A 23,334-nucleotide genomic window follows, 5' to 3' on the forward strand; every position below is an offset into this window, starting at 1 on the left:
AAGTGTGAGAAGTACGGCATTGAATATGTAAAAGCTGATAAATGGTTCGCTTCAAGCAAGATTTGCTCAAGTTGTGGAGTTAAATACGACCATTCAGTTCAACCAGAAGGACAGTGGAGTTTAAAGGTTCGTGAATGGAACTGTGTTCAATGCAATAGCCATCACGATAGAGATTTGAATGCTTCGATAAATTTATCAAGATGGGTAAAATAATTGCTTGATAATAGGAGGTAACGATACTGCCTCGTGTGGAGTGTTAAACCCCTCGTCCCTTCGGGGTTGCGAGAACACTTTGAAGCACTAACTTGTGTAAATTTGATTGAATTGTATAGATTTAGTTAAGTTTATCGTATCGGATGACTTCTAATAATGGAAGGCTATTAAGCTATTATTGTTAGAAAATAAATCAGATAAAGCATGGACAAAATTCTTTGTCAATAGTAAAATAATACAGAATTTAAAAATTACAGAATGTATAGGTTTATCGATTTACGATAAAGTGAAACTTTAATCAGTGGGGATTTTGTTCATCCCCACTGATTATTAGCCTTCACCAATCGGGCATTTACGGGCAGTTGATCCCCACCTAACTTCTTTGCTTTCGCTGAATTTGAGGTGGGGGTCTTACTGCTCGGCGAATAGCGGGATGACTTGAAAAGAGAGTAAATTTTGCCTAGAAAAGTGAATGTTATCACAATGGTGCGTTCATAAACAAAATTATTTTTCCTATACAAATATAGCCGCGAATAATGCGGGTAGGAGGTGTTGTACATTCTTGTTCGACACTTACAAAAAGAGAGTGTCAACCGCATACCCTTAAAGGGTCTTTTTTTGTGTGAATGTTAGTAAAGGGAGGGAATTTTGGGATGGCAATGTTAAAGAAATGGCTGCTTACATCATTAATGGCAGTGGCACTTGTATTTGTTTCTTTTGCGAATACAGTACATATTACGTTTGCTGAAGGAAAGACAGCGAAACTTGCAATTATTGGTGAATCACAAAAAGGAATTATGTTATGTCCGAAAGAAGTTTCCATTGAAGATGGAGAAACAGCTTTTAGTTTGCTACAAAAAGTTATGGGTGACAAAGTAACATCTGAAAGTATGTCATTTGGAACGTATATAAAGGGCATCGATGGATTAATGGCCGGAGCAACGAGCGGTTGGTTGTATGATGTAAATGATAAATCTGCAGAAGTTGGGGCGGATAGTTATAAATTAGAGTCTGGGGATGTTGTTGCATTTCGTTACGTTGCAGACTGGAGCAATATGAGTCAACAAACGTTGCAACAAACGTTAGATAAATTTGGCACTTGTAAAACTGTAGAAGAGCCAAAACCAGAGGAACCGAAAACAGAAAAGCCAGATGGTAAACCAGAGGAACCGAAAACAGAAAAACCAGATGGTAAACCAGAAGATAAAGTAACAGAAAAACCAAAGCAAGAGAAAGTCGAAATTCCAGCAGCACAATTAAATGAAGCGATTTCTAAAACGTCAGAAAAGATGTTACAAGATGGAATTGGTAGTGATTGGGTTGCGATTGGACTTGCTCGTTCAGGTGTAAATGTTCCGCTTGAAACGAAAATAAACTATGTTAAGCCAGTAGCTGAAAAGGTTAAGAAGCGTTTAAATCGTTTTTCAGCAACAGATTTAGCTAGAACGATTATTATGATGAATGCAATGAATGTTGATCCTACAAAGGTAGAGGGACAAAATTTAGTACAAAATTTATTTGAATCAGATAAAGTGAATTCCGTTACAGGATACGCATTTACATTACTTGCATTAGATACAAAGAAATATGAGATTCCGGCCGAAGCAAAATGGAACCGAGCTGCTTTAGTACAAGCACTTTTACAAGCGCAGCATACAGACGGTGGCTGGACATATGATAGTTCAAGTAGTAAAGAAAGTGCTAGTAACGTTGATGTAACAAGTATGGTATTAGCAGCATTAGCTCCTTATCAAGATCAAGCAGATGTAAAGCCAGCTATTCAAAAAGCTGTTGATTATTTATACAAGCAGCAGCTAGGTAATGGTGGTTTTGCCGCTGATGGACAAGAGAATTCTAATAGTACTGCACAAGCAATTATTGGACTATCGCTAGTTAGAGATGTAGATCACGATCGTCTTAATAAAGCAGTACAAAATTTAATGTCATACCAGCTTCCAAATGGTGAGTTCAAATGGTTACCAAGTGATCAAAAAGGTAGCGGAATGGCTACAGAGCAAGCATTTTTAGCGTTACTTCAGTTTAAAGATCTTGGGAAATCGATTTATGATTGGTCAAATGTAGTAGAGAATGAAATTGATACGAAACCAATTGTAGAGCCAGAGACAACTGTAGAAGAAAAAGAAGTTGTAGAACAGCCGAAACAACAAGAAGAGTTACAAGAACAGCCAAAAGATGAAAATCTAAAAGTTGTTGTAGATAACGAACGAGTTAATAAAGAAACAAACAAGAATAAGAATCAATTACCACAAACAGGAGCATCTTCTCATAGTGCAGCTACACAAGTAGGTATGGGTGTATTATGTATCGCTTCTGCATATGTATTATGGAGACGTAAAGCAGCTTAACAAAAATTAGGAGCAATCATTTGCTCCTAATTTTATTATAAAAGTGAGGGCTAATAATGAGTGGGGATGAACAAAATCTCCACTCATTAAAGTTTCACTTTAATATGAAAGGTGAGGGACAGCATGAGTAAGATGAAATGGTTCATTTCTTTAGTTCTTTCATTGGGATTATTAGCCGGATGTGAAGAAACGGCTGTAAAACCTGAGAAGAAGGCAGAACCGAAGCAAGAAGAGCAAAAAGAAGTAGCGAAACAGGAAGAACAAAAAGATGTACCGAAACCAGAAGAGAAGCAAGCTGAACCGGAACAGAAACAACAAGAAGAGCAGAAAGATAAACAAGAACAAAAAGTAGAAGAGAAACCGAAAGAAGAAAAAGCGCAGGAACAACCTGAAGTAAAGAAAGAAGAGAAACCAAAGGAACAGCCTGCTGCAAATAAACAACCAGAGCAACAAAAAGTACAAGAAGAGAAACCCCAGCAGCCGAAAGCACCAGAAGTAAAAGAAGAAGCCAAGGTTGTTAATCAGCCGAAAGAAACACCAAAACAGGAACAAAAGAAAAATCCAGAAGAGAGCAATAATCTACCAGCTCCGCCAACACCGGTACCACCACAAAACCCAGTACCACCACCAGTACCACCAGAACCTAAAGCGAAACAAGTAACAATCTCAGTAAAAGGAAATGAAGGGTACTTATTAGGTGCGAAAAAGGTTGATGTTCAAGAAGGCGATACAGTTTACAGTGTGCTAACGGGCACAGGACTAGAGGTTGATGCAATGGGCTCTAAAGGTGATATTTATGTAAAAGGTATTAATGATTTATACGAGAAAGATATTACTACTACTAGTGGCTGGAAATATCGTGTGAACGGTGCTTTTCCAAACTATAGTGCTGGTGTAGTTAAAGTAAAACCAGGCGATACAATCGAGTGGGTGTTTGTATTAAAATAGGAAAGGATCTTCGGTAAAGGACTATGAAAATAAGCTTTTCTTCTTTACATCCTTTTGTTAATTTTTTCTATTATATTGGGGTGATGATACTATGTATGATGTGTCTTCATCCTCTTTTTTTAATTGGAGCGATTATACTAATAGTAATCTTAAATATAGTACAGGGAAATGGTGAGAAAATAAGAAAGATGCTACCTAGTACTATCGTATTCTTTTTGATGGTTATTTTATTTAATTCTCTATTAACACATAGAGGAGCGACTACGTTATTTCATTTAGGAGATAGCCGGATTAAGCTTGAGGCCTGTATGTATGGACTTGTTATGGGTTTATTATTAGTTGCGATTATGTTTACGTTTGCTTCTTATAACGATATTATTTCGAGTCATAAATTTTTATATTTATTTTCAAGAATTTCACCGAAAGTAGCATTGTTAACGATGATTACAGTGAGGTTTGTTCCTTTGTTTATTAGGCGGTTAAAGAAAATTACACTCGTCCAAAAAACGAAAGGTGTGCAATTAGATTCAGGTTCACTCATTGAGCGTATAAAAAATGGAATGAAATTACTGCAAGTATTATTAATTTGTTCACTAGAAGATGCACTTCAAACAGCAGATTCTATGCAAGCTCGTGGGTTTGGTGTAACGAAGCGTACGACATATATTCGATATAGAATGGAAAGACGTGATTTGTATACGCTAAGTTATTTAGTTTTTCTATTAATAACTTCATTCATATTTAGTTATTACGGCGGAGGGAAATTGATCATTTATCCGAAAGTGGAATCAATACTATTCCAGCAATATGATGGAATGATGTTTTTCCTATTTATGATGTTTATTAGTTTACCGATTGTAATGGAAGGAAGGGAATGGATATGGTGGCGCATGCGGAAATAAAGAATTTATCATTTATATATGCTGATGAAAATGAAGAAGCGTTACAGCATATTTCTCTTTCTGTTCAAAAAGGAGAATTTATAGTACTTGTTGGCGGTTCAGGTTCTGGGAAGACAACTTTATTAAAACATTTTAAAAAGGAGTTACTTCCAATTGGCACGCGTTCTGGACATACATATTATGATGGTGCTTTATTAGAAGAAGTGCCAGAGTTATTATCTGCCCAAGAAATTGGTATGGTATTTCAAAATCCAGAAAATCAGCTCGTAATGGATACCGTTATTCAAGAACTAGCATTTTCTTTAGAAAATATCGGATTACCATCACATATTATTCAAAAAAGAATAGCGGAGCTCATTAGCTTTTTGGGATTTCAAGATTTATTACATCAATCTGTTCATACTTTATCTGGTGGTCAAAAACAACTTGTAAATTTAGCTGCGGTGTTAGTCATGCAGCCGAAACTATTATTACTGGATGAACCGACAGCACAACTAGATCCGATTGCTGCGAAAGAGTTTTTAGGATTATTAAAACGTATTAATGAAGAACTTGGAATTACGATTATTTTAAGTGAACATCGTTTAGATGAAGTTATACCGCTCGCAACACGCGTTGTTTGTATGGATAATGGCAGAATCATTTATGATGGTACTTCTAAAAATGTGATAGCGAACATGTGGGAAGTAGAAAAGTTTCGTCCATTCATTCCGCAAATTCCAAGATTGTTTTTAGAGTGGAATGTGAAAGAGATTCCATTTACAGTGCGAGAAGCACAAATGAAAATGAATGATTTTTCAGTGATATCATATAGGAATGGGCAAGTAGAACAATGTGAAAAGCGAGATGTAATTTTAAGTGCAGAACATATATCTTTTCAATATGAAAAAAATAGTCCACTTATTTTACGAGATTTAACAGTGAACATCGAAAAGGGAAAATGGACAGCTCTAGTTGGGAAAAACGGAACCGGGAAGTCTACACTGTTAACGATTTTAGCAGGATTGCAAAAAGCTAGAAGAGGTAAGGTAAAGTGGAATGGGAAAGTGGTACATAAAATTGATTCGAAAGAACGATTTAAAAGTATAGGGTACGTATCGCAACATCCGTACTATCATTTTACTTTTGATACAGTATGGGAAGAGGTTTATGAGCGTGCGCGTGAATTATATGGTGAAGAGGGAAAAACAATAGCAGAAGAAATGTTGAAAAAGTTCTGGTTAGATTCACTTAAAGAGCGCCATCCACATGATTGTAGCGGCGGAGAGCAACAATTACTCGCATTATGTACAACGTTATTATCAAAGCCAACTTTATTATTACTTGATGAGCCGACAAAGGGACTAGATCCATGGAAAAAGGAAAGAGTAGGAGAGCTATTTAAACAGTTGCAAAAAGAAGGTACAACAATTGTAATGGCAACGCATGATATTGAGTTTGCAGCGAAATACGTTGATCAGTGCATGATGTTATTTGACGGGAAAGTCATTATGAATGATGCACCGAAAGAGTTCTTTAGTGGTAACTTCTTTTATACAACATCTATTAATCGATTCATCCGTAGAGAGTTGCCATTTGCATTAACGTGGGAGGATGTGTACGAAGCGTGTCCAAACGATATGTTGCATTCATAATACTTATTTTTGCTGTTGTAATATGTACACTACTCTTTACGACTTTTATTATGGACGGGTATTACATGGTAAGTAGTTTGTTTTTATTAGCTGTCATTATGTTACCTTTCTATGTTCGTTTTGAAAGGAAGGCGTTTGTTTCACGTGAAATTGTTATCGTTGCTGTGTTAGCGGCGATTGCAGCGGTTAGCAGGGTACCATTTTCTATTTTACCAAGTGTACAACCGACTTCTTTTGTCATTATCGTTTCTGCAATTGTTTTTGGGAGTGAAACTGGCTTTATGATTGGGGCAACGGCGGCTATTGTATCTAATATTTTTTTAGGACAAGGTCCGTGGACGCCGTGGCAAATGTTCTCTTGGGGCATGATCGGGTTTATAGCTGGACTATTACGTAATACATTTTTAATGAAAAAACTGTGGGGAAGACTGTTGTACGGATTTGCCGTTGGATTTCTATTTGGCTGGATTATGAATTTTTGGGGTCTTCTTGGTTTTATACAGGAAGCAACGTGGGAAACAGTTATTGCTTACTATGTCGCAAGTTTTTACTTTGATCTGAGTCACGCGATATCGAATGTTATTTTCCTTCTGCTATTTAGTACGTCATGGATTACGATCCTCACAAGATTTAAAAAGAAATACGGTATATTAGATGAGCATAACGTGACATAGAAAAGCATACTCATATAAGGTAGGGTCGCGACTTACATATTCGTTTGCCTCTTTCATGCTTCTTACATATTGTAAGGAGCATTTTTTATTGTCAAAAAATAGATTCAATATATGTCCGTTATTATATGAAATTATTTGTATAATAGTAGGTGAGAATTATTTTCAAGAGGGAGGTGTATAGTTAATGAAGTTAGTTATTCCGAAGCAACATGGAGCATGGGCGATGCTTGTCATACCATTTCTATTAAGTGTATTACTTGGTAAACCTACTTTTTATCATATCCCACTGTTTTTAGCCTGGTTCTTTATCTATCTAGCTACTTATCCATTTCTCATGTACATAAGGCAGAGAAGAAAAAAAGAATTTCTACACGCTGCAATTGTTTATTTTATCATTGCATTTGTATTTGGGATGATTTCTTTATTATATGAATGGCGAATTCTTTTATTCGCAGTATTAATGATTCCATTGTTTATTGTAAATATGTATTACGCTCGTCAAAAAAATGAACGAGCATTACTAAATGATGTTTGTGCGATTATAGTGTTTTGTATAGGTGGTTTAATCAGTTATTATTTCTCCATGAAATTAATAGATAAAACAGCATTATTCATTGCGCTTATTTCATTTCTATATTTTTTAGGAAGTACGTTTTATGTAAAAACGATGATTCGTGAAAAAAATAATCCGAAGTATCGTTTTATATCTTGGGGATACCATATTGTATTAACGGTAATTGTATTTGCTATAAATCCATGGTGTTCACTCATATTTGTACCAAGTGTAATTCGGGCCATTATGTTGTATGGCAAAAAGATTTCTATATTAAAAGTAGGGATTTTAGAAATTGTTAATTCTGTATATTTTTTAATAATAACGGTAATAATGATGAAGTATGCCATTTGAAAAAAACTTCCCATCTTTTGATGGGAAGTTTTCATTCTTGTTCTAAAATGTGAACGGTGTAATCGCAACGTTGAAGAGCTTGCTCTACAGCGTAAAGGGATTGTTCAATACGTGCGCGATTAAAATCTTCTTCAACAGTTTGTAATGCATCTTCTAAACAATGTTTCGCTTCTTGTAAGGAATGAAAAGAATCTTGTACGTATCCACGAGCATTCTTTTTCAAAGTAGTAGCCTCCTTTTGTACATCTTTTTGTAGTATGAACAATAAAGAAGAAAATATAATTTTTTATATTTATTTGACAATTATAATAAAATTACGTATAGTTAAATTTAAAGTGAATATTTTCTTATCCAGAGAGGTGGAGGGACTGGCCCGATGAAACCCAGCAACCGCGATGCAGGTGCTAATTCCAGCAGAACATATTTGTTCTGGGAGATAAGACGAAGATATACGTAACTTCTTCTTATCGGAGAGGTTTTTTTGTTGCAAAAAAACCGATTACGAAAACATATAATAAGAAGAAAGGGGTTGCGAAGTACTGTGACACTCGAAAAATACGTAAAACTGCGTAGTACAGTTTATGAATATATGATAGAGCAAGATAAGCCAATATCATTGTTAGATATTCAAGAACATATCGTTTCGCATCATGAAGGAAAATTCACTAAAAAAATGTTACATCAATTTTATTTATCAAGACTATTAGATGAACTCAAACTGGATGGGAAAATTACTTTAGCTGATGATGAATATCGCTATGCTGAAAAAGGGGTATTTTATAAGGCGGGAAAAGGGAGCTGAGCTCTCTTTTTTTTGAAGTATGTAGAGTAAAAGACTGCTAAAGCAGCCTGATACAAGGGAATGGTGTTGAGTGTGTAGTGTCAAAGATTGAATGTGCCTGAAAGAGGCACTTCATATCGGCTGCAAATGAAAAGAGACACCTCCGCCGAATAGGTGTCAGTCGTTTTGTCACGTAGACTCGCTACTTGACAGTTATTAGAATAACATGCAGGATTTTGGAAGTCAAAAGGGAATTAGAGGAAGAGGTGTTGTGATGTATGCATACTTATTAAAAGATATAATGAAATGGATTCCAAAGTACATTATAGATAGAGGATATGAATATTATGAAGAGGGACATGTAGAAGATGTTGAAATACACGACAAGAAAGTATTTGCTTTCGTTACTGGAAATGCAGGGAATTATGAAGTGATTATTGATCTTGAAGATTTTGCAGAAAGTAGCTGCGAGTGTCCTTATGAAAATTATTGTAAACATATGGCGGCAGTTGTGTATGAAATTCAAGGTGCTGGTGAGAGTACAGTTAAAGAGCAATTGAAAGGTTTAGAAAAAGAAGAGTTACTAACAGTATTAAATCGTTTGTTACAAAGTTCGAAAAATGTGCAAATTGTAGAGAAGATGTTAAAGAAGGAGAAACTTTAACTAAAGAGGGAGTTGTTTTGTAGTGAACGTACTAATTATATATGCTCATCCTAATCCTTCAAGCTTTAATGGGGCAATTTTAGAGCATGTGCAAAAAGGACTTGAGGAAACAAATCATTCTGTTACGCTACTTGATTTATATAAAGAACAATTTGATCCAGTGCTTGTATTTAATGAAGAGAAGAAAAGACGTGATTTACTAAATGAAGAAGAGACGAAGCGATATAGAGAATTAGTGCAGAAAGCGGATATTCTTCTTTTCATATATCCGATATGGTGGTGGGGCATGCCTGCTATTTTAAAAGGATTTATCGATCGTATTTTTGTAGCTGGATTTGCTTATAAATATGAGGGGTCCTTACCGAAAGGCTTATTTAAAGGAAAGAAAGCATGGGTTATTAATACGTTAGACTCACCGTTATGGTACGTGTCCCTATTATATCGATCAGCGGATTGGATTATGATGAAAAGAGGGGTTTTACGTTTTTGTGGTATTCGCGATATAAAACGTTCTGCTTTTCAATCTGTGAAAACGAGTAAAGTAACGAAGCGTGAAAAATGGTTGTTACAAATAGAAGAAGCGGCTCGTACATTATGAATGAAATCGATCGTATTATAAAGTGTTGCAATTGTGATGACGAACTTTTGCGTACGTATATTAATTGTTTAGTCCAATTGAAGAAATACAGCGAAACGTTTCAACAAATTCAAATACAATTAAGAAATGATTATTTAATAAGAGGGATTTGTGAAAGAGAAGTTGATGAGGTAATAAAGGGAAGTGAAGAATATGAAACGTATGTTCTCCCTAAAGTATTGCAGTGGAATTTCCTTAAGAACAATCCTCATATGATTGAAAAAGTATGTGAAGATTTGTTTACATATGAAGCATTAAATCATGCAGAGGTAGAGTGGAGAAAGGTAATAAGCTGTATAGATAATGAATGATTTATTATATAAAAAAGCTAGTATAAAACTAGCTTTTCGTTTAAATAAATAAGAAACATAGACTAATGATAAATCCTGCATATAGTAAGTTAACAACACAAAATCCCATAATATCACGCGCGCTTAAACCAGCTATCGCTAATGCCGGTAATGCCCAGAAAGGTTGAATTAAATTTGTCCAAGCATCGCCCCATGCAATTGCCATCGCTGTTTTCGCGGCAGGTACACCAAGTTCAGCGCCAGCTGGAATCATAATTGGTGCTTGCACTGCCCATTGACCGCCTCCAGATGGAACGAAAATATTTACAATGCCAGCACTTAAAAATGTAAAGAGCGGGAATGTGGTTTCATTTGAAATACTAATAAAGAAAGTAGAAATAGCTCCTCCAAGCGAAAGACCTTCACTATTGACTCCAATCATCATCCCCATAATTCCAGCATAGAACGGAAACTGAAGTAAAATACCTGAAGCACTCTTAGTTGAGTCAGAGAAAGCGCGAATATATTGAATCGGAGTACGGTGGAAAATAAGACCGGCAATTAATAACATAAAAATAACGATATCAAGTGTAAGGTTAAAGCCTTTCGTACTAAAATAGTTAAAAATATAAATAAGACCTAATAATCCGATGCAAAGTGTAATAATCATACTATTTTCCATTTTTTCAGCGAACGTATTGTTCCCTACTTCTTGAGCGGCAGCTTCTTCATGGAATACGCTAGGATCTACAGTTATCGTATGTTTTTCATCTGGATGCATGGCCCGGTTAATGAGAGGCATCGTAACGAGAAAAATAATAACTGGCACGAGTGCGTATGGTGAGAATAACGTTTCTGTTATTGGAATCGCTTCTTTAATACTCCCAGCTGTCGTTTTAATTAACGTTTCGCCGCCAGTTGCTAACGTAAGAGGGATAGAAGCAGAAAGGCCTGCATGCCAAATGAGAAATCCAGAGTAGGAAGAAGCAATTGCTAACCTATAATCTAATCCTTCTAACTGTCTTGCCACTTCTTTTGCGTATAAAACAGATACAACAATACCGAAGCCCCAGTTTATGTATGCTCCTAGTAAACTTACAATTGAAATTGCGATAATACCTTGGCCATTTGTTTTCGGTAGTTTCGCTGCTTTCGTTAATCCTTTTTTAATAAGAGGAGCGTTTGCTAATGCAGATCCTGTCACGAGTACAAGAGCCATTTGCATAGAAAAAGCAAGAAGTCCCCAAATGCCATTGCCCCAATGCGTAATCATTTCTACCGGTGTTTGGTGCGTTGCAAACATGCCGAAGAAGATAACGAAAACAGTTAATAAACATGATAAAATAAACGGTTCTGGTAAGAAACGCTGCACAAGGGCAACACATCCATTTGTAAATGAACGAAACAAAATAAATCAACCTCCTTATGTATATTTATTACAATGTTCGAGGTTGTTTGAGTAATATCCTTTAATATATGGAAAATTCAGATATTTAAGGTGGTTGTCAATAAAGTATGGGTTATTTTTTCATTTAGATATATCAGGCCACTTAATCTTGTGTGTGGGACAATATTTTTATACAATTTTTAGAAATAATAGGATGACTTTTTATGGTTCTGGTGCGGAAAATTCAAGACCCTTGCAAGTAATCTCTTAAGCTTGGACATATTGAAAGTATGACTCTAAAACAGGTGCGTGATCAGTATGGAAAAGGAAAATTTGTTTAAATGGAAGCATTATCAGCCTGAACTAATCTTATTAACAGTAAGATGGTATCTACGGTACAATTTGAGCTTCCGTAACCTGGTGCAAATGATGGAGGAAAGAGGGTTATCAATAGCTAACACACAGGAAAATGCGAATTTACAACACTAAGAAGTTTTAATCCATAAAAAAGTGCACCTCCGATTGTTAGACTGTGTCTAATAAACGAAGGTGCACTTCAAAGGAATCAACTTTTTTTATTGAACTAAAGCACTCGTTAGCTTAATAGTAAATGATTGTAACCGGCTATTTCTCCCACAGCTCAATCAATCGACCTTCAGGATCTTTAATCCAAATAAACTTTCCAAATTCACTAATCTCTTCTTTCTTTTCAAGAGGTACACCAATATGTTCAAGATGCTGAATAGTCTCGTTTAGATTATGTACTTGGAAATTCAACATCACTTGTTGTTCTGTTGGAAAATAATTGTCATTTTCAGTGAAGAAAGAAAAGATAGTCTCAGTTCCTAATTCGGGTTTAATCACAGTCCCGTTCCAATTTTCTATTTCAATCTTCAACACTTCACTGTACCATTTTTTTATAACATCAAGATTTTTAGTTCTCCAAAATATTCCTCCGAAACCTTTTATCATTGTATTTAACTCCTATCTATCTTTAAATTTTTAATGACATAAGTTCAACCTTCAATAAAACGCAGTGCACAACGGGAATGGTGATTGGTTAGATCTTTTGCAAATTGTTGATTCGGAAATCCTCTGTGAAGCAATCTCAACCCGCCTGAAGTTAAGGGTATATGATGATGGAATCGATAGAATAACATCCTGTTGGGGTCGAGAGTATCATTCTTTAAATATCGATAATAATCCCCAAATCGAAACTGCAAAAAACTGTGCTCATGCTCAATATCAAAGAACTCGGTTCCTTCGATATCAATCAAATAAGGTTCTAGTTTGTCATTAATTAATACATGAGCAGGGCCGAGTTCCCCATGTATAAATCCATAACGACTTCTTGGTTCAATTTTTGATTCAAGCTCGTACAATGTATCGAGTAGATTGCTATGACTAGCCCTGATGCTGTCAATCAAACTATATAAAAAATCTAACCAAAAGTATAGATTGTTTATTTATAATTGTTATGATGTTAAATTGGGTCTGGAAAAATAGTCATATAAAACCCCGTTGGAGCTTCAATGTTTTTTGATGAAATCATTCTTACTTCTCAAATACCTCGCCACACAAAAACTTAAAATGTATTACAATGAATCTATACGATTTTTAATCCTTCTTCTTTTCACTAACTTTACCATTATTTTTAATTGAGTATTACTGCCTCGTCAGTTTAAGTAAAAAACCTTCACAATCTCAATGATATATTCAAACTCGAATAATCTAATTTCCTGAAAACGTTCCTCAACAATCTCGCCCTTTAGTGGAGTAACTTTATTGCTACTCAGCAGTTTCTTAATCCGTCTTTCAGTTCAGATTTTCTTTTCACTATAAAAACCTCTCTTTAGATAAACAGATCTAAAGGGACAAAACATCGCGTCTTTTAAATAAACACCGTGACTTTATTTAAAAGCGATATTAAACATATTCTTCAAATCCTGGAAGCATATGTTTGCCGCAAATGAAAAGAACCATAAGCTTGCCAAACGGAAAAATTATAATTTTGATTGCTGTCGTCATTTTTTATTCATATATTGGAAATGAATTTCATAATGCGGAAAAATAGGGGGATTTATATGTCAAAGTGGCAATCTAAAGAACAATTGGTTCAATTATTAAGCAATCTTGTTGAAATTCCTAGTATTACAGGTTCAGAAGCTGAAGTTATATTGCCAGACTTTGTTGTAGAACAATTATCTGACTTACAGTATTTCAAACAAAATCCGCATCATTTACAAAAAAATCCGACGGGGGATGGACGATATTTTGTTACAGCCCTAGTAAAGAAAAGTGATAGTACGAAAAATACTGTAATTCTTGTTAGTCACTTTGATGTTGTAGATGTACAGGATTATGGAGTGTGGAAAGAAGATGCATTTAACCCTAAAAAATTAACATCTATGTTTTATTCTCATAAAGATGAGCTACCAGATCATGTACGTGAAGATATAGAACAAGGAGATTGGCTCTTTGGTAGAGGAACAATGGATATGAAATGTGGTCTAACTTTACAAATGGCGATGGTTGAGCAAGCTTGTGAAGGAAGATTTGATGGGAATGTTCTTTTATTGGCTGTTCCAGATGAAGAAGTGAACTCTGTAGGGATGAGAGCTGCTGTTCCAAGATTATTAGACTTAGCAAAAGAACATGACTTAGAGTATAAAACGGTCCTAAATTCAGAGCCTATGTTTTCAAGACATCCTGGTGACCAAAATAAGTACATTTATACTGGTTCTATTGGTAAGGTGTTACCTGGTTTCCTTTGCTATGGAAAAGAGACACATGTAGGCGAACCTTTTGCAGGATTAAATGGGAGCTATATGGCTGCATTATTAACAGCGGAATTAGAGTTGAATACGGACCTTTGTGATATTGTAGAAGGGGAAGCGAGTCCACCACCAACTAACTTGCTTCAAAGAGATTTAAAGGAGGATTATTCTGTACAAATTCCTCATCGTGCTGTCACATTATTTAATTTGTTTTTACTAGAAAAAACGATGACAGATGTAGTTTCATTGTTACGCCAAAAAGTAACGAAAGTAGCAGAGAAAATCGAAGAATCGTATGAGGAGCGAGCGTATCATTTTTCTAAGTATAATCCGTTCATACCGCCGAATCTTAAAGTAAATGTATTAACGTATGAAGAGCTTATCGCTTATGCAATTGAACAACATGGAAGAGAAAAAATAGATGAAATTCAATCCGATATTATAAAAAATAGAGAAGATAAAGATGATCGTGCAGTAACTATTGATTTAGTAGACAAATTATCTATCTTATGTAAAGAAAAGGCTCCAATGATTGTACTTTTCTTTGCGCCGCCATACTATCCAGCTGTGAGTTCACGCAACAATCCTTTAATTAAAGAGGTAGTTGTAGAAATGGAAAAGTATGCCCACTATAATCATAGCATTACATTTGAAAACCAAAATTATTTTGGAGGAATTTCAGATTTAAGCTATGTGGGCTTACAAAACCCATTGGATTCAATGAGTTCTCTTGTAGACAATATGCCATTATGGGATAAAGGTTATTCGATTCCACTAGAGGAATTAGAAGAGTTTGACGTTCCAGTATTAAATATGGGACCAGTAGGAAAAGATGCACATCAATGGACGGAGCGTCTGGACGTAAATTACGCATTTGAAACGTTATTAGATATGTTACCTATATGTATTGAAAAACTACTTGTTTCTAATAAAGTTACACAGTCATAGTGTTTGCAATAAGAGCGAGAAAAGGACCGTAGTGATACGGTCTTTTTTTCGTAATGAATAGTTTGAAACCTTAGATTTATGAAATTGTGATGTAAGAATTCTCCTTAAAATAGATTCGCAATAAACTATTTAGAGAGAGTAGATATGGCTTGTACACTTTTTGTAACGGTATTTGCTGAGTTTTTGTATAATATAATTATGTGAAGTTAACATAACTTACTGTATCAATAATATATATTTGCGTAGAATATCCATTTTAAGATTTTGAAGTACCCCCCCTAAATGAAAAATTTATTTCGCTACAGTTAGTTACTTAGTGAAGTCTGCTCATTTTTTTCGTATTAGGGAAGAATGTACTTTTTAACTTGATGGGTATGGGGTAGTACCCCTTGTAGCAAAACCGGAGTGGGAATGATGAGTATAAATAGTTTTGTGAGATTGATAAAGGACGAATTATTAAAAGAGGTAAGCATAAGAAGTGAGGATGAATTCGAGCCTATAGTAGTTAAAGATATTCCTAGACTTTGGAAGTGTTTAGGGACAGGTAATTATGCCGCAGTATTTATGCACAAAGAATACAAAGATTGGGTAGTGAAAGTTTACGCGCGAGAAGGAGAAGGAATTGAAAAAGAGTCAGAAGTATACCGAAGAATCGGAAATCATCCTTCTTATTCGAATCTTATATATAAAGGAGAAAATTTCATAGTATTGAAACGTTTAAAAGAAATTACCTTATACGATGCTATTCATAAGGGGATTAAAATTCCTAAGCAGGTAATCCTTGATATCAATGAAGCTATAGAGTATGCAAGGGAGCAAGGATTAACTCCTTGTGATGTTCACGGAAAAAATGTGATGATGGAAAATGGAAGGGGATATGTAGTCGATGTATCTGATTTCTTAAAAACAAAAGAAGATAGTAAGTGGAGAGACTTAGAAAAGGCATATTTTACATTTTACTTGCCTTTCATTTATAAATTGCCTTTCCCTGTTAAAATACCGTATTTCATGTTAAACATTGTTCGACGTTCATATAGAAAATATAAGAAGCTTAAAAAGAAATTCAAATTGTAAAAGGACCACATACTTATCTTTAGGTTAGATAAGTGAACCACTAGTAAACAAAAGGACCGTACATTTTTGATATGTCTAATATGTACGGTCCTAATTTTATAACTTCATGAAGTAATTTATTTATAAAATGATTGTAACAATAGAATATACCCATTTCAGTACATTTCATTTTAAACATATTGATGTACTATAGTTCTAAACAAATCACAATAATGGATTAGAAGGGGAATAAACTATGTACACAGACGCAATTGAGTATTAAAATTTCAATCTAATTTACCTTTGCATAGATGCAGGTATCAGTTAGTTTTTTACCGTCAGCTGAAAGATCTTCATTACGTAATATCCCTTCAAGCTCAAAACCTAGTTTTTCAGGGATCATACGACTTTTAGTGTTAGTAGATTCACAGCGTATTTCAATCCTTCTAAATTTGAGTAACTGAAATCCAAGGTTTGTTAACTCACTTACTACCTCTGTCATATATCCATTGCCACTAAATTGCGTATTAATCCAGTATCCAATTTCACATTTAGAAATTTTCCAATTAATTCCGTGAAGGCTAGCAGTTCCAATAAAATCATTAGTATCCTTATGATAGATAAGATAGCGAAAGCTTTCTCTTTTCAAAAAATCTATATGGGCATTTCTCAGGAGAATTTCCGTTTCTTCAACAGTAGGAATTGACTGAAATAAAAGCAACCATTGTTTTAACTCATTAATTGAATCCTTAATAGCTTGGTGTACGACATTCCCGTCACCAGCTTGAAGTGGTGCTCGAAGAATTAGTCTGTCTGTTTCTATTTGTAACGGAACATCTAATAAAATAGAATTCATATCATTTCTCCTCTCGAAAACTTTAAATTATGACAGAATGAAACTTATATAATAAAAAAACTTTCACCCAAAAGAAATAATTCTTGAGGACGAGAGTTGCAATTTCATGGCACGTTATTATGATAAATAAATTAAAAAACACCCTATCTCACTAACAGGAGATCCCGTCACAGCATTACTATAAGTTATTACAGAACCGTGCGAAGCTCTTAGTCTTTCTTCATTAAGAACTTGATATGTAGCAATACAGTAAAGTTTATCTCCCATAAAGGGACCTACCAAAAATTAGTAAACAATAAATATATATTCAATTAATCACTTAGAAATCCCTTTTCACATATTGAAAACCAAACTGCCAGTTGGTACAAAAAATGGCTACCGAAGCAGCCTTAGGTTGTTTAACTCATGCATGCGTTAGTTGAATAAGAAATTATTATTTTTTTATCTATTGGCTTACAATTTTTATCTTTTGCATTTCTTAGCTTGATGGTGATGGGGGGTACCCCTACTAGAAAAATTGTCTCCGCGTGAACGTGAAGAACTTGAAAAATTTAAAGAAAGCACAAGATGCTTTTGATAAACATGAAATCGGGAAAGCTATGAATAATGTTCAAAAGGCAAAAAGTGATGAAAATAAAGAATTAACAAAGCAATGCATTGCAAGGTGAGATTCAACAAGAATTTTTAGCTACATTTAATAAGCTGAACATGAATGATATTACTGGCGATGTAAAAGAAGCCCGTAAATCTTTAGATGATCTTATGGATTGGATACAACAATCTGACTTATTAAAATCTCAAAAGGATTTTGTTGATACGTTACCTGAAAAAGAAGCAAGTATCTCTAAACTAGAGGTAAGTAAAAAATAAAGAAAAGAGGTTACCTAAAAGTAACTATTCAGCGACTTTTGGGACAACCTCTTCTTTTCGTTGTGGATTTTCAAGAAAATTTAGAATAAAATAAAAATATAACCATCTACCTATTATTCACTAATGAAAAGAAAAGGGGGTAGCGAAATGCAACTGAAGTATGGGAAGCACATTAATATATTATCTATTGTTCTAACTTTGTTCTCTTTTTCCGTAATTGTAAGTTTCTCTACCTGGTTGAGTGGATATTCAATTCCCAACCTTTCTACAATGCTTAAGGTAACAATGTGGAGTGCATTTATTCTTGGAATTATAGGGTTTAGACAAGAGAAAAGCGCACTAGCGATTATAATTATGGGAATATGTGCCTTTGCTCTAGTCGTTCTATATACTTATGCGGTTATAAGTTTTCTTGAGCATTAAACACAAAAAAAGAAACGAACATTTTTGTTCGTTTCTTTTTTGGGGGGATGATTATTATAAAATAGCCTCTTCTAATGATTGAGTGCTGAATCCAAGAATTGATTTTTGAGTGTTATTCTCATGATCTTTTACAATGATATATGGAACGCCCTGTACGTTAAAGAATTCAAACTCTTCTTTTCCTTCTGGGGTATTAGAGGGGTACCACCCACATTTTTTACTGAAAAAGAAATTGTATTTATAAAGCGAAAAAAACGCTATTCTTTTTGTAACAATATACAGAAACGCCATCCTTTCCTATGATTCTACAGAAAGAATAGCGTATTTTTTCATTTTAGGGGGCATTTCTTTTTATTAGTTTGATAGCGAGGTGACGATACCCCTTTATTGTTTTTCAGACTTCGCTTGTTCTAAAATGTATGCTTCTTCTTGTTCCGGTGTCGCTAATTCGTATGCTTTACCAGTGCTGCTATTGTCCCATTCCCATAATAAATTATGCTCCTCAACCGATTGAGAGAAATCGCCTTCATACCAACGAACCAAAATCTTAAGGTACTGTTCTTTATGTTGTAAGGTTCCACTATTACTTTCATCAATCGCTTGACGTACTTTTTCGATGTTTTCTGGAGTCATTTTGATAAATCCTTGCTTTTCGTGGGATAATACTTTTTGATGAGTCATTTTGTGCATTGCATTGATTATATGACGATCAGAGTTGAGGTCAAGTATTACCTCTTCCCCTTTAATTCTCTCAGTCTGCTTTTCCTTAACGTCTGAACCTGCATACGTACCGACTTTGTAGCCAGTAAAAATACCAACTGCTATAGCAATAACTAAGGTTGATGTGATTTTAATCCACTTTTTCAAACCTCTTACCCCCCTTTTATTGAAGTGTACCATAAAAGAAGAACTGTATGCCCATATCTATCTGTGAGGTCTACATAACGTATCATTATCAATAGTCAACGATGTATAAAATTTTCGTTATGGGGGTAGTTAAAAATATTAGCTTGATAGCGATGTGGCGGTACCCCTTAATGGGCATCTTTTTCATATTCAGCAATAAATTTCATAGTATACTAATATTTGGGTATTTATATTGGGAGGATTAAAATGATGAAGAAATCAGTATTAGCAGTTGGTTTATCGGTTGCAATGTTAGCGGCTTGCGGCGAAAAAGAAGTGGTTCAAAAAGAGAAGCCAAAAGCACAACAAACAACTGCGAAAACAGAACAACCAAAAGATGAGCAAACACGAATGATGAAAAGTTTTGAACGTAGAACCAAAGAAATTAAAGAATATTTCGGCGGTACTGTTACAGCGGGTGAATTAAAAAAAGAAAATAACTTGTATGTCTTATATGTTTTCGTTGACAAAACAGCATTGTCAAATGCAGACGAAGGCCTACGGGAAAATTTCGGCTACAGAACGAGAACAAAGTTAAAAGACGCCGTTGCGCAGAGTGGCTTGCAAGAATACGGCAAAACAACCATAAGATACTTCACATCAGACAATAAAACAGAAATTGAATTTGAATAAGTATTCCTGCGGGAGTGCTTTTTTATTTTATTTGCAGGAAATTATCACCATTTGTCGAATTATATAAGCTGAAGGGTGATAAAAATGAGACATAGAAATCTTTTTATGCTGGCAATGAATACGTAAAAACAAAAACATTCACTTATAACGGTTAATAGGAGGAATTATCATGAAAAAATTAGCTACAATTGCATTAACAGTAGCTTTAGCTTTAGGCGGTTTGACGGTTATGAACATTAACACACCTGAAGCACAAGCAAGTGAAGATTGTCATTACATCTGTGGTCCTAGCGAAACGGTGAATGGTGTTACAGTTCAAGTTCACGCTACGGAATACACTTTTGGTGGAAACGTAATTGCAAGAATTACAAATAACCGAGCTGAGGACATTCATTATAATGTCAGCATCGAAAAGAAATATGGAGACAACTGGGGAGAATATGATACTTTCTTCCATTGGCAAAATCAATGGGTTCCAGCTGGAGCAAATGATGAAATTTCAACTTTCACAGGATATGGAGAAAACATTTACGACAATGGAACATACCGTTATAAAGTTGAAATTGTAAGTGCTGACGGTTCTGTAGATACAATTTACACAGCAGCAATGACGGTAACAGGGCGATAGCTCATGACTGAGCTTCATTATTTATGATTGTATTTTCAATAATATCATTGATAATTGCGTTGATATTATTATTAAAATAAGCTCTTCGGAGCTTATTTTTTTATATAAAAATTGAATATTAATATTCTATTATTGAGTTTTATCCTCTGTTCATAAACATAAGATTTTCTGGACAGATGTCTCTTAACGTACAGAAAACGCTTAAAATATGTCCGGATTGTGTCTAAACGTACAATTTTCCTGAAATGGTATGGTGAGACCACATCCATCAACTTAAGAAAAGTAAACACCCCAAAAACAAAAAAATGAGCTGACTTCTCAAAAAAACTAACTGTAGAGAAAGAAAATTTTCATTTAGGGGGTACTTCAAAACCTTAGATTGATGGGCTTTTTTCTTTTTTCTAAAGATCCAGTGTAAGTTCTTTAAATATTTTCATACCAGATAAACCCTATTGGGTTTTAATTTTTTGGATTACGCTACATGCTTGTGAGGCATAGAAAGGTTATATACGACGCCTAAAATATCAAAGACGGTTTTCTTCTCATACCTATGGGATTTTCGTCTGTTTTTCTGTAAGAAATCAAACAGACGAAACAATATCTTTGTTAATTCTTTGGTGTCTTTTTGTAGAGATTCATAAATAAGTAGAAAATAATCTTTTATGATATAAATCGCTTTATATTCGCTTAATTCTCGTTTCTTCTTGATGAGAATTAATTGGCACATTTGAGACACAGAAGCTATTTTGAACGTAAGGGATTTGTAAGGAATAGGTAAGGAAAAAGAGATTTTCATTGTGTATGATGAAAATATAAAGAAGCATGAAAGGAGGAACAGATATAACTTATATATGAAAAACAAACCAGTTAATAAGAGCGTTTCATGGAAAAGAAATAATTTCTGAGGTTAACATACATGCAAAAAGAGGGATTTACCGTTTATTAGGACAGAATGGAGCTTGTAAAAATAATCATTATGAAGATGATTACGAATTCAATGTTGACTTTTTGTCATCGGTAGAGATGATAGCTGTGTGGTGAGTATGAAATATCAAGCAACCACCTATACAATATGAATAGAGGAGAGGAATGCCTTATGAAAACACGTAGTCAAATTACATTTGCAAGTCTTGCCCTTTTAATAGCTGGAAGTTCCCTGTTATATACAACGCCAGCCTCAATTGTAAAAGCAGAGCCCACTCAAAATGTATCTAGTTCGTTACAAACAAATACTCAACGAGATCGTACTTCCGTCAAGCAAGCAATGCGGGATACATTGCAACTTGGATACCCGGGGATACTTGCTAAAACTTCTGAGGGTGGAAAAACGTGGAGTTATGCCGCTGGGATAGCGGATCTGAGAACCAAGAAACCAATGAAAACAGATTTTCGCTTTCGCATTGGCAGTGTGACGAAGACGTTCACAGCAACGGTTGTACTTCAATTAGTCGGAGAGAATCGCTTGAATCTAGACGACTACATCGAAAAATGATTGCCTGGTGTCATTCAAGGAAACGGATATGATGGTAACCAGATTACTATCCGGCAGATATTGAACCATACAAGTGGTATCGCTGAATACTCAAGGTCAAAAGACGCTGACTTTATGGATACAAAAAAATCGTATACGGCTGAAGAGTTAGTGAAGATGGGGATTTCTCTGCCCCCAGACTTTGCCCCAGGAAAGGGCTGGTCTTATTCAAACACAGGATATGTATTACTAGGTATTCTTATTGAAAAAGTAACCGGAAACAGCTATGCGGAAGAGATTGAAAGTCGGATTATTGAACCGCTTGAATTGTCGAATACATTCCTACCTGGCAATTCAAGCGTTATTCCAGGCACCAAGCATGCCCGTGGATATGTCCAACCAGACGGAGTAAGTGAGCTAAAAGACGTTACTTATTATAACCCAAGTGCAGGTAGCTCAGCTGGAGATATGATTTCTACTGCTGACGACTTAAATAAATTCTTCTCTTACTTGCTCGGGGGTAAATTACTGAAAGAACAGCAACTAAAACAAATGCTTACTACAGTTCCTACAGGAAAAGAAGGAATCGATGGATATGGTCTTGGAATCTATGAAACTAAGCTTCCAAACGATGTCTCGATATGGGGACACACAGGTGGCATTCTAGGGTTTACTACTCTTGTTGGAGGTAAACTTGGAGGCAAGCATACGTTGGTCGTCAATTGGAATAGTTTGGGTAGAGCTGACAGTCCTAATCCTTTTAAAAATATTTTACTTGCTGAATTTAGCAAGTAGGCAAAAAAGAAAAACGGATAAATTTTGTCATATTTTTTATAGTTAAACAAATAAGTGATGAATTCGATTACTTATCTAAGGAGGCAATTCTCTCATGAAAAATAAACTATCTGGGGTGTTAGCCGCTACATTAGCGCTAACGATGATCCTACCAACAGGGGCGATAGCATCTTCAAGCAGTAAGACTCCGGTTGTAGCTAACCAAGAAGTTGCTAACCAAGAACTGGAGAAGATTGCGGCAGAGAAGGCTGCGCTACTCACGAAGTCCTATGGGACGACTAGCGTGCAGTATGCGCTAATTGATAATGGTAAACTTATTTTGTCGGGTCAGACAGGCAAGAACGATATGGAAGGAAAACAGCGGCTGAACAAAGATACTCTATATGGGATTGGTTCAGTCAGTAAAATGTATGCAACAGCGGCTGTAATGAAATTGGTCGAAAAGTCGATTTGGATGCTCCTGTCGTCCACTTTGTTCCTGATTTCAAGATGAAAGACGAGCGGTACAAACGCATTACGCCACGTATGCTGTTAAACCACTCCTCCGGCTTGCAAGGTTCCACGTTAAGTA

Annotated in this window: 22 protein-coding genes, 5 pseudogenes and 1 riboswitch; of the genes and pseudogenes, 20 read left to right on the forward strand and 7 right to left on the reverse strand. The window is 35.2% G+C overall.

Going from position 1 to position 23,334, the window contains the following annotated elements:
• The 7 genes from B5P40_RS27200 to B5P40_RS27235 all read left to right on the forward strand — a co-directional run.
• On the forward strand, positions 1 to 213 hold a 213-nt coding region (locus B5P40_RS27200; RefSeq protein ID WP_142936375.1), incomplete at its 5' end, for a zinc ribbon domain-containing protein.
• A 653-nt stretch (positions 214 to 866) separates the two neighbouring features.
• Complete coding sequence (locus B5P40_RS27210; protein WP_113710224.1) at positions 867 to 2,579, forward strand: DUF4430 domain-containing protein; 1,713 nt, start codon at positions 867 to 869, stop codon at positions 2,577 to 2,579.
• 123 nt (positions 2,580 to 2,702) lie between these two features.
• Positions 2,703 to 3,527: a DUF4430 domain-containing protein gene (locus B5P40_RS27215; protein WP_113710225.1), complete on the forward strand. Its 825-nt coding sequence runs from the start codon at positions 2,703 to 2,705 to the stop codon at positions 3,525 to 3,527.
• A gap of 23 nt (positions 3,528 to 3,550) precedes the next feature.
• On the forward strand, positions 3,551 to 4,429 hold the full coding sequence (locus B5P40_RS27220) for an energy-coupling factor transporter transmembrane component T (protein WP_113710226.1): 879 nt from the start codon (positions 3,551 to 3,553) through the stop codon (positions 4,427 to 4,429).
• Entirely contained in the window at positions 4,402 to 6,063 is a 1,662-nt protein-coding gene (locus B5P40_RS27225) for an ABC transporter ATP-binding protein (RefSeq protein WP_113710227.1), read from the forward strand. The genes B5P40_RS27220 and B5P40_RS27225 overlap by 28 nt, the downstream gene beginning before the upstream one ends.
• The gene (locus B5P40_RS27230) at positions 6,036 to 6,737 is read left to right on the forward strand and encodes an ECF transporter S component (RefSeq protein WP_113710228.1); all 702 of its coding nucleotides are present in this window, start codon (positions 6,036 to 6,038) and stop codon (positions 6,735 to 6,737) included. Before B5P40_RS27225 ends, B5P40_RS27230 begins: the two co-directional genes overlap by 28 nt.
• A gap of 184 nt (positions 6,738 to 6,921) precedes the next feature.
• Positions 6,922 to 7,644 carry a YwiC-like family protein gene (locus B5P40_RS27235; RefSeq protein WP_113710229.1) on the forward strand — a complete coding sequence of 241 codons (723 nt, stop codon included), beginning with the start codon at positions 6,922 to 6,924 and terminating at the stop codon, positions 7,642 to 7,644.
• 31 nt (positions 7,645 to 7,675) lie between these two features.
• On the opposite strand, the gene B5P40_RS27240 is transcribed toward B5P40_RS27235, so the two are convergent.
• On the reverse strand, positions 7,676 to 7,867 hold the full coding sequence (locus B5P40_RS27240) for a hypothetical protein (protein ID WP_002084448.1): 192 nt from the start codon (positions 7,865 to 7,867) through the stop codon (positions 7,676 to 7,678).
• 121 nt (positions 7,868 to 7,988) lie between these two features.
• Positions 7,989 to 8,087, forward strand: a riboswitch (SAM riboswitch).
• A 38-nt stretch (positions 8,088 to 8,125) separates the two neighbouring features.
• On the opposite strand from B5P40_RS27240, the gene B5P40_RS27245 reads away from it, so the two are divergent.
• From B5P40_RS27245 to B5P40_RS27260, 4 genes are all read left to right on the forward strand, one after another.
• Positions 8,126 to 8,446 carry a hypothetical protein gene (locus B5P40_RS27245; RefSeq protein WP_002110869.1) on the forward strand — a complete coding sequence of 107 codons (321 nt, stop codon included), beginning with the start codon at positions 8,126 to 8,128 and terminating at the stop codon, positions 8,444 to 8,446.
• A gap of 205 nt (positions 8,447 to 8,651) precedes the next feature.
• On the forward strand, positions 8,652 to 9,089 hold the full coding sequence (locus B5P40_RS27250) for an SWIM zinc finger family protein (protein WP_002066108.1): 438 nt from the start codon (positions 8,652 to 8,654) through the stop codon (positions 9,087 to 9,089).
• Between the two features lie 22 nt (positions 9,090 to 9,111).
• Positions 9,112 to 9,687 carry an NAD(P)H-dependent oxidoreductase gene (locus B5P40_RS27255; RefSeq protein ID WP_113710230.1) on the forward strand — a complete coding sequence of 192 codons (576 nt, stop codon included), beginning with the start codon at positions 9,112 to 9,114 and terminating at the stop codon, positions 9,685 to 9,687.
• Positions 9,684 to 10,037 carry a group-specific protein gene (locus B5P40_RS27260; RefSeq protein WP_113710231.1) on the forward strand — a complete coding sequence of 118 codons (354 nt, stop codon included), beginning with the start codon at positions 9,684 to 9,686 and terminating at the stop codon, positions 10,035 to 10,037. The genes B5P40_RS27255 and B5P40_RS27260 overlap by 4 nt, the downstream gene beginning before the upstream one ends.
• A gap of 40 nt (positions 10,038 to 10,077) precedes the next feature.
• Here the strand turns inward: B5P40_RS27260 and B5P40_RS27265 are convergent, their stop codons facing one another.
• Positions 10,078 to 11,424 (reverse strand): short-chain fatty acid transporter, encoded by a 1,347-nt coding sequence (locus tag B5P40_RS27265; protein WP_113710232.1) that lies wholly within the window; start codon positions 11,422 to 11,424, stop codon positions 10,078 to 10,080.
• A 297-nt stretch (positions 11,425 to 11,721) separates the two neighbouring features.
• On the opposite strand from B5P40_RS27265, the pseudogene B5P40_RS27270 reads away from it, so the two are divergent.
• Positions 11,722 to 11,865: pseudogene (locus tag B5P40_RS27270) on the forward strand (IS6 family transposase); the annotation flags it as partial.
• A gap of 162 nt (positions 11,866 to 12,027) precedes the next feature.
• On the opposite strand, the gene B5P40_RS27275 reads toward B5P40_RS27270, so the two are convergent.
• Together B5P40_RS27275 and B5P40_RS33815 are read right to left on the reverse strand one after the other, a co-directional pair.
• Positions 12,028 to 12,375: a VOC family protein gene (locus B5P40_RS27275; RefSeq protein WP_002013943.1), complete on the reverse strand. Its 348-nt coding sequence runs from the start codon at positions 12,373 to 12,375 to the stop codon at positions 12,028 to 12,030.
• 44 nt (positions 12,376 to 12,419) lie between these two features.
• Positions 12,420 to 12,848, reverse strand: a pseudogene (locus tag B5P40_RS33815) (aminoglycoside phosphotransferase family protein); the annotation flags it as partial.
• Positions 12,849 to 13,487: 639 nt separating this feature from the next.
• On the opposite strand from B5P40_RS33815, the gene B5P40_RS27285 reads away from it, so the two are divergent.
• On the forward strand, positions 13,488 to 15,128 hold the full coding sequence (locus B5P40_RS27285; RefSeq protein ID WP_002142487.1) for a M20/M25/M40 family metallo-hydrolase: 1,641 nt from the start codon (positions 13,488 to 13,490) through the stop codon (positions 15,126 to 15,128).
• A 414-nt stretch (positions 15,129 to 15,542) separates the two neighbouring features.
• Positions 15,543 to 16,202, forward strand: coding sequence for a protein kinase family protein (locus tag B5P40_RS27290; RefSeq protein ID WP_033708051.1), 660 nt, complete (start codon positions 15,543 to 15,545; stop codon positions 16,200 to 16,202).
• A gap of 271 nt (positions 16,203 to 16,473) precedes the next feature.
• Here B5P40_RS27290 and B5P40_RS27295 read toward each other — a convergent pair whose 3' ends face one another.
• On the reverse strand, positions 16,474 to 17,037 hold the full coding sequence (locus B5P40_RS27295) for a GNAT family N-acetyltransferase (protein ID WP_113710233.1): 564 nt from the start codon (positions 17,035 to 17,037) through the stop codon (positions 16,474 to 16,476).
• Positions 17,038 to 17,694: 657 nt separating this feature from the next.
• On the opposite strand from B5P40_RS27295, the gene B5P40_RS27300 reads away from it, so the two are divergent.
• A complete protein-coding gene (locus tag B5P40_RS27300; protein ID WP_113710234.1) occupies positions 17,695 to 17,907 on the forward strand; it encodes a hypothetical protein in 213 nt (70 codons plus the stop codon).
• Positions 17,908 to 18,054: 147 nt separating this feature from the next.
• Positions 18,055 to 18,330 (forward strand): hypothetical protein, encoded by a 276-nt coding sequence (locus B5P40_RS27305; protein ID WP_002084476.1) that lies wholly within the window; start codon positions 18,055 to 18,057, stop codon positions 18,328 to 18,330.
• A 384-nt stretch (positions 18,331 to 18,714) separates the two neighbouring features.
• On the opposite strand, the gene B5P40_RS27315 is transcribed toward B5P40_RS27305, so the two are convergent.
• Positions 18,715 to 19,197: a PRK06770 family protein gene (locus B5P40_RS27315; RefSeq protein WP_002128240.1), complete on the reverse strand. Its 483-nt coding sequence runs from the start codon at positions 19,195 to 19,197 to the stop codon at positions 18,715 to 18,717.
• 246 nt (positions 19,198 to 19,443) lie between these two features.
• Here B5P40_RS27315 and B5P40_RS27325 point away from each other — a divergent pair, with 246 nt between their 5' ends.
• Positions 19,444 to 19,869 (forward strand): hypothetical protein, encoded by a 426-nt coding sequence (locus tag B5P40_RS27325; RefSeq protein WP_002167985.1) that lies wholly within the window; start codon positions 19,444 to 19,446, stop codon positions 19,867 to 19,869.
• 169 nt (positions 19,870 to 20,038) lie between these two features.
• The gene (locus tag B5P40_RS27330; protein WP_002084479.1) at positions 20,039 to 20,497 is read left to right on the forward strand and encodes a hypothetical protein; all 459 of its coding nucleotides are present in this window, start codon (positions 20,039 to 20,041) and stop codon (positions 20,495 to 20,497) included.
• 472 nt (positions 20,498 to 20,969) lie between these two features.
• Here B5P40_RS27330 and B5P40_RS27335 read toward each other — a convergent pair.
• Positions 20,970 to 21,227 (reverse strand): annotated as a pseudogene (locus B5P40_RS27335) (IS4 family transposase); the annotation flags it as partial.
• A 366-nt stretch (positions 21,228 to 21,593) separates the two neighbouring features.
• Between B5P40_RS27335 and B5P40_RS27340 the strand changes: the two are divergent.
• Positions 21,594 to 22,763 (forward strand): annotated as a pseudogene (locus B5P40_RS27340) (serine hydrolase domain-containing protein).
• A 94-nt stretch (positions 22,764 to 22,857) separates the two neighbouring features.
• A pseudogene (locus B5P40_RS27345) lies at positions 22,858 to 23,334 on the forward strand (serine hydrolase domain-containing protein); the annotation flags it as partial.

Source organism: Bacillus sp. SRB_8, from assembly GCF_003264205.1.
GTDB lineage: Bacteria > Bacillota > Bacilli > Bacillales > Bacillaceae_G > Bacillus_A > Bacillus_A mycoides.

Excerpts from the sequence above, each read along its gene's own strand:
- B5P40_RS27225 (WP_113710227.1), top strand. The coding sequence starts at position 4,402 with ATGGATATGGTGGCGCATGCGGAAATAAAGAATTTATCATTTATATAT.
- B5P40_RS27260 (WP_113710231.1), top strand. The coding sequence starts at position 9,684 with ATGAATGAAATCGATCGTATTATAAAGTGTTGCAATTGTGATGACGAA.
- B5P40_RS27275 (WP_002013943.1), bottom strand. The coding sequence starts at position 12,375 with ATGATAAAAGGTTTCGGAGGAATATTTTGGAGAACTAAAAATCTTGAT.
- B5P40_RS27285 (WP_002142487.1), top strand. The coding sequence starts at position 13,488 with ATGTCAAAGTGGCAATCTAAAGAACAATTGGTTCAATTATTAAGCAAT.
- B5P40_RS27215 (WP_113710225.1), top strand. The coding sequence starts at position 2,703 with ATGAGTAAGATGAAATGGTTCATTTCTTTAGTTCTTTCATTGGGATTA.
- B5P40_RS27295 (WP_113710233.1), bottom strand. The coding sequence starts at position 17,037 with ATGAATTCTATTTTATTAGATGTTCCGTTACAAATAGAAACAGACAGA.
- B5P40_RS27235 (WP_113710229.1), top strand. The coding sequence starts at position 6,922 with ATGAAGTTAGTTATTCCGAAGCAACATGGAGCATGGGCGATGCTTGTC.
- B5P40_RS27330 (WP_002084479.1), top strand. The coding sequence starts at position 20,039 with ATGAAAAAATTAGCTACAATTGCATTAACAGTAGCTTTAGCTTTAGGC.
- B5P40_RS27210 (WP_113710224.1), top strand. The coding sequence starts at position 867 with ATGGCAATGTTAAAGAAATGGCTGCTTACATCATTAATGGCAGTGGCA.
- B5P40_RS27220 (WP_113710226.1), top strand. The coding sequence starts at position 3,551 with ATGAAAATAAGCTTTTCTTCTTTACATCCTTTTGTTAATTTTTTCTAT.
- B5P40_RS27250 (WP_002066108.1), top strand. The coding sequence starts at position 8,652 with ATGCAGGATTTTGGAAGTCAAAAGGGAATTAGAGGAAGAGGTGTTGTG.
- B5P40_RS27290 (WP_033708051.1), top strand. The coding sequence starts at position 15,543 with ATGAGTATAAATAGTTTTGTGAGATTGATAAAGGACGAATTATTAAAA.
- B5P40_RS27325 (WP_002167985.1), top strand. The coding sequence starts at position 19,444 with ATGATGAAGAAATCAGTATTAGCAGTTGGTTTATCGGTTGCAATGTTA.
- B5P40_RS27305 (WP_002084476.1), top strand. The coding sequence starts at position 18,055 with ATGCAACTGAAGTATGGGAAGCACATTAATATATTATCTATTGTTCTA.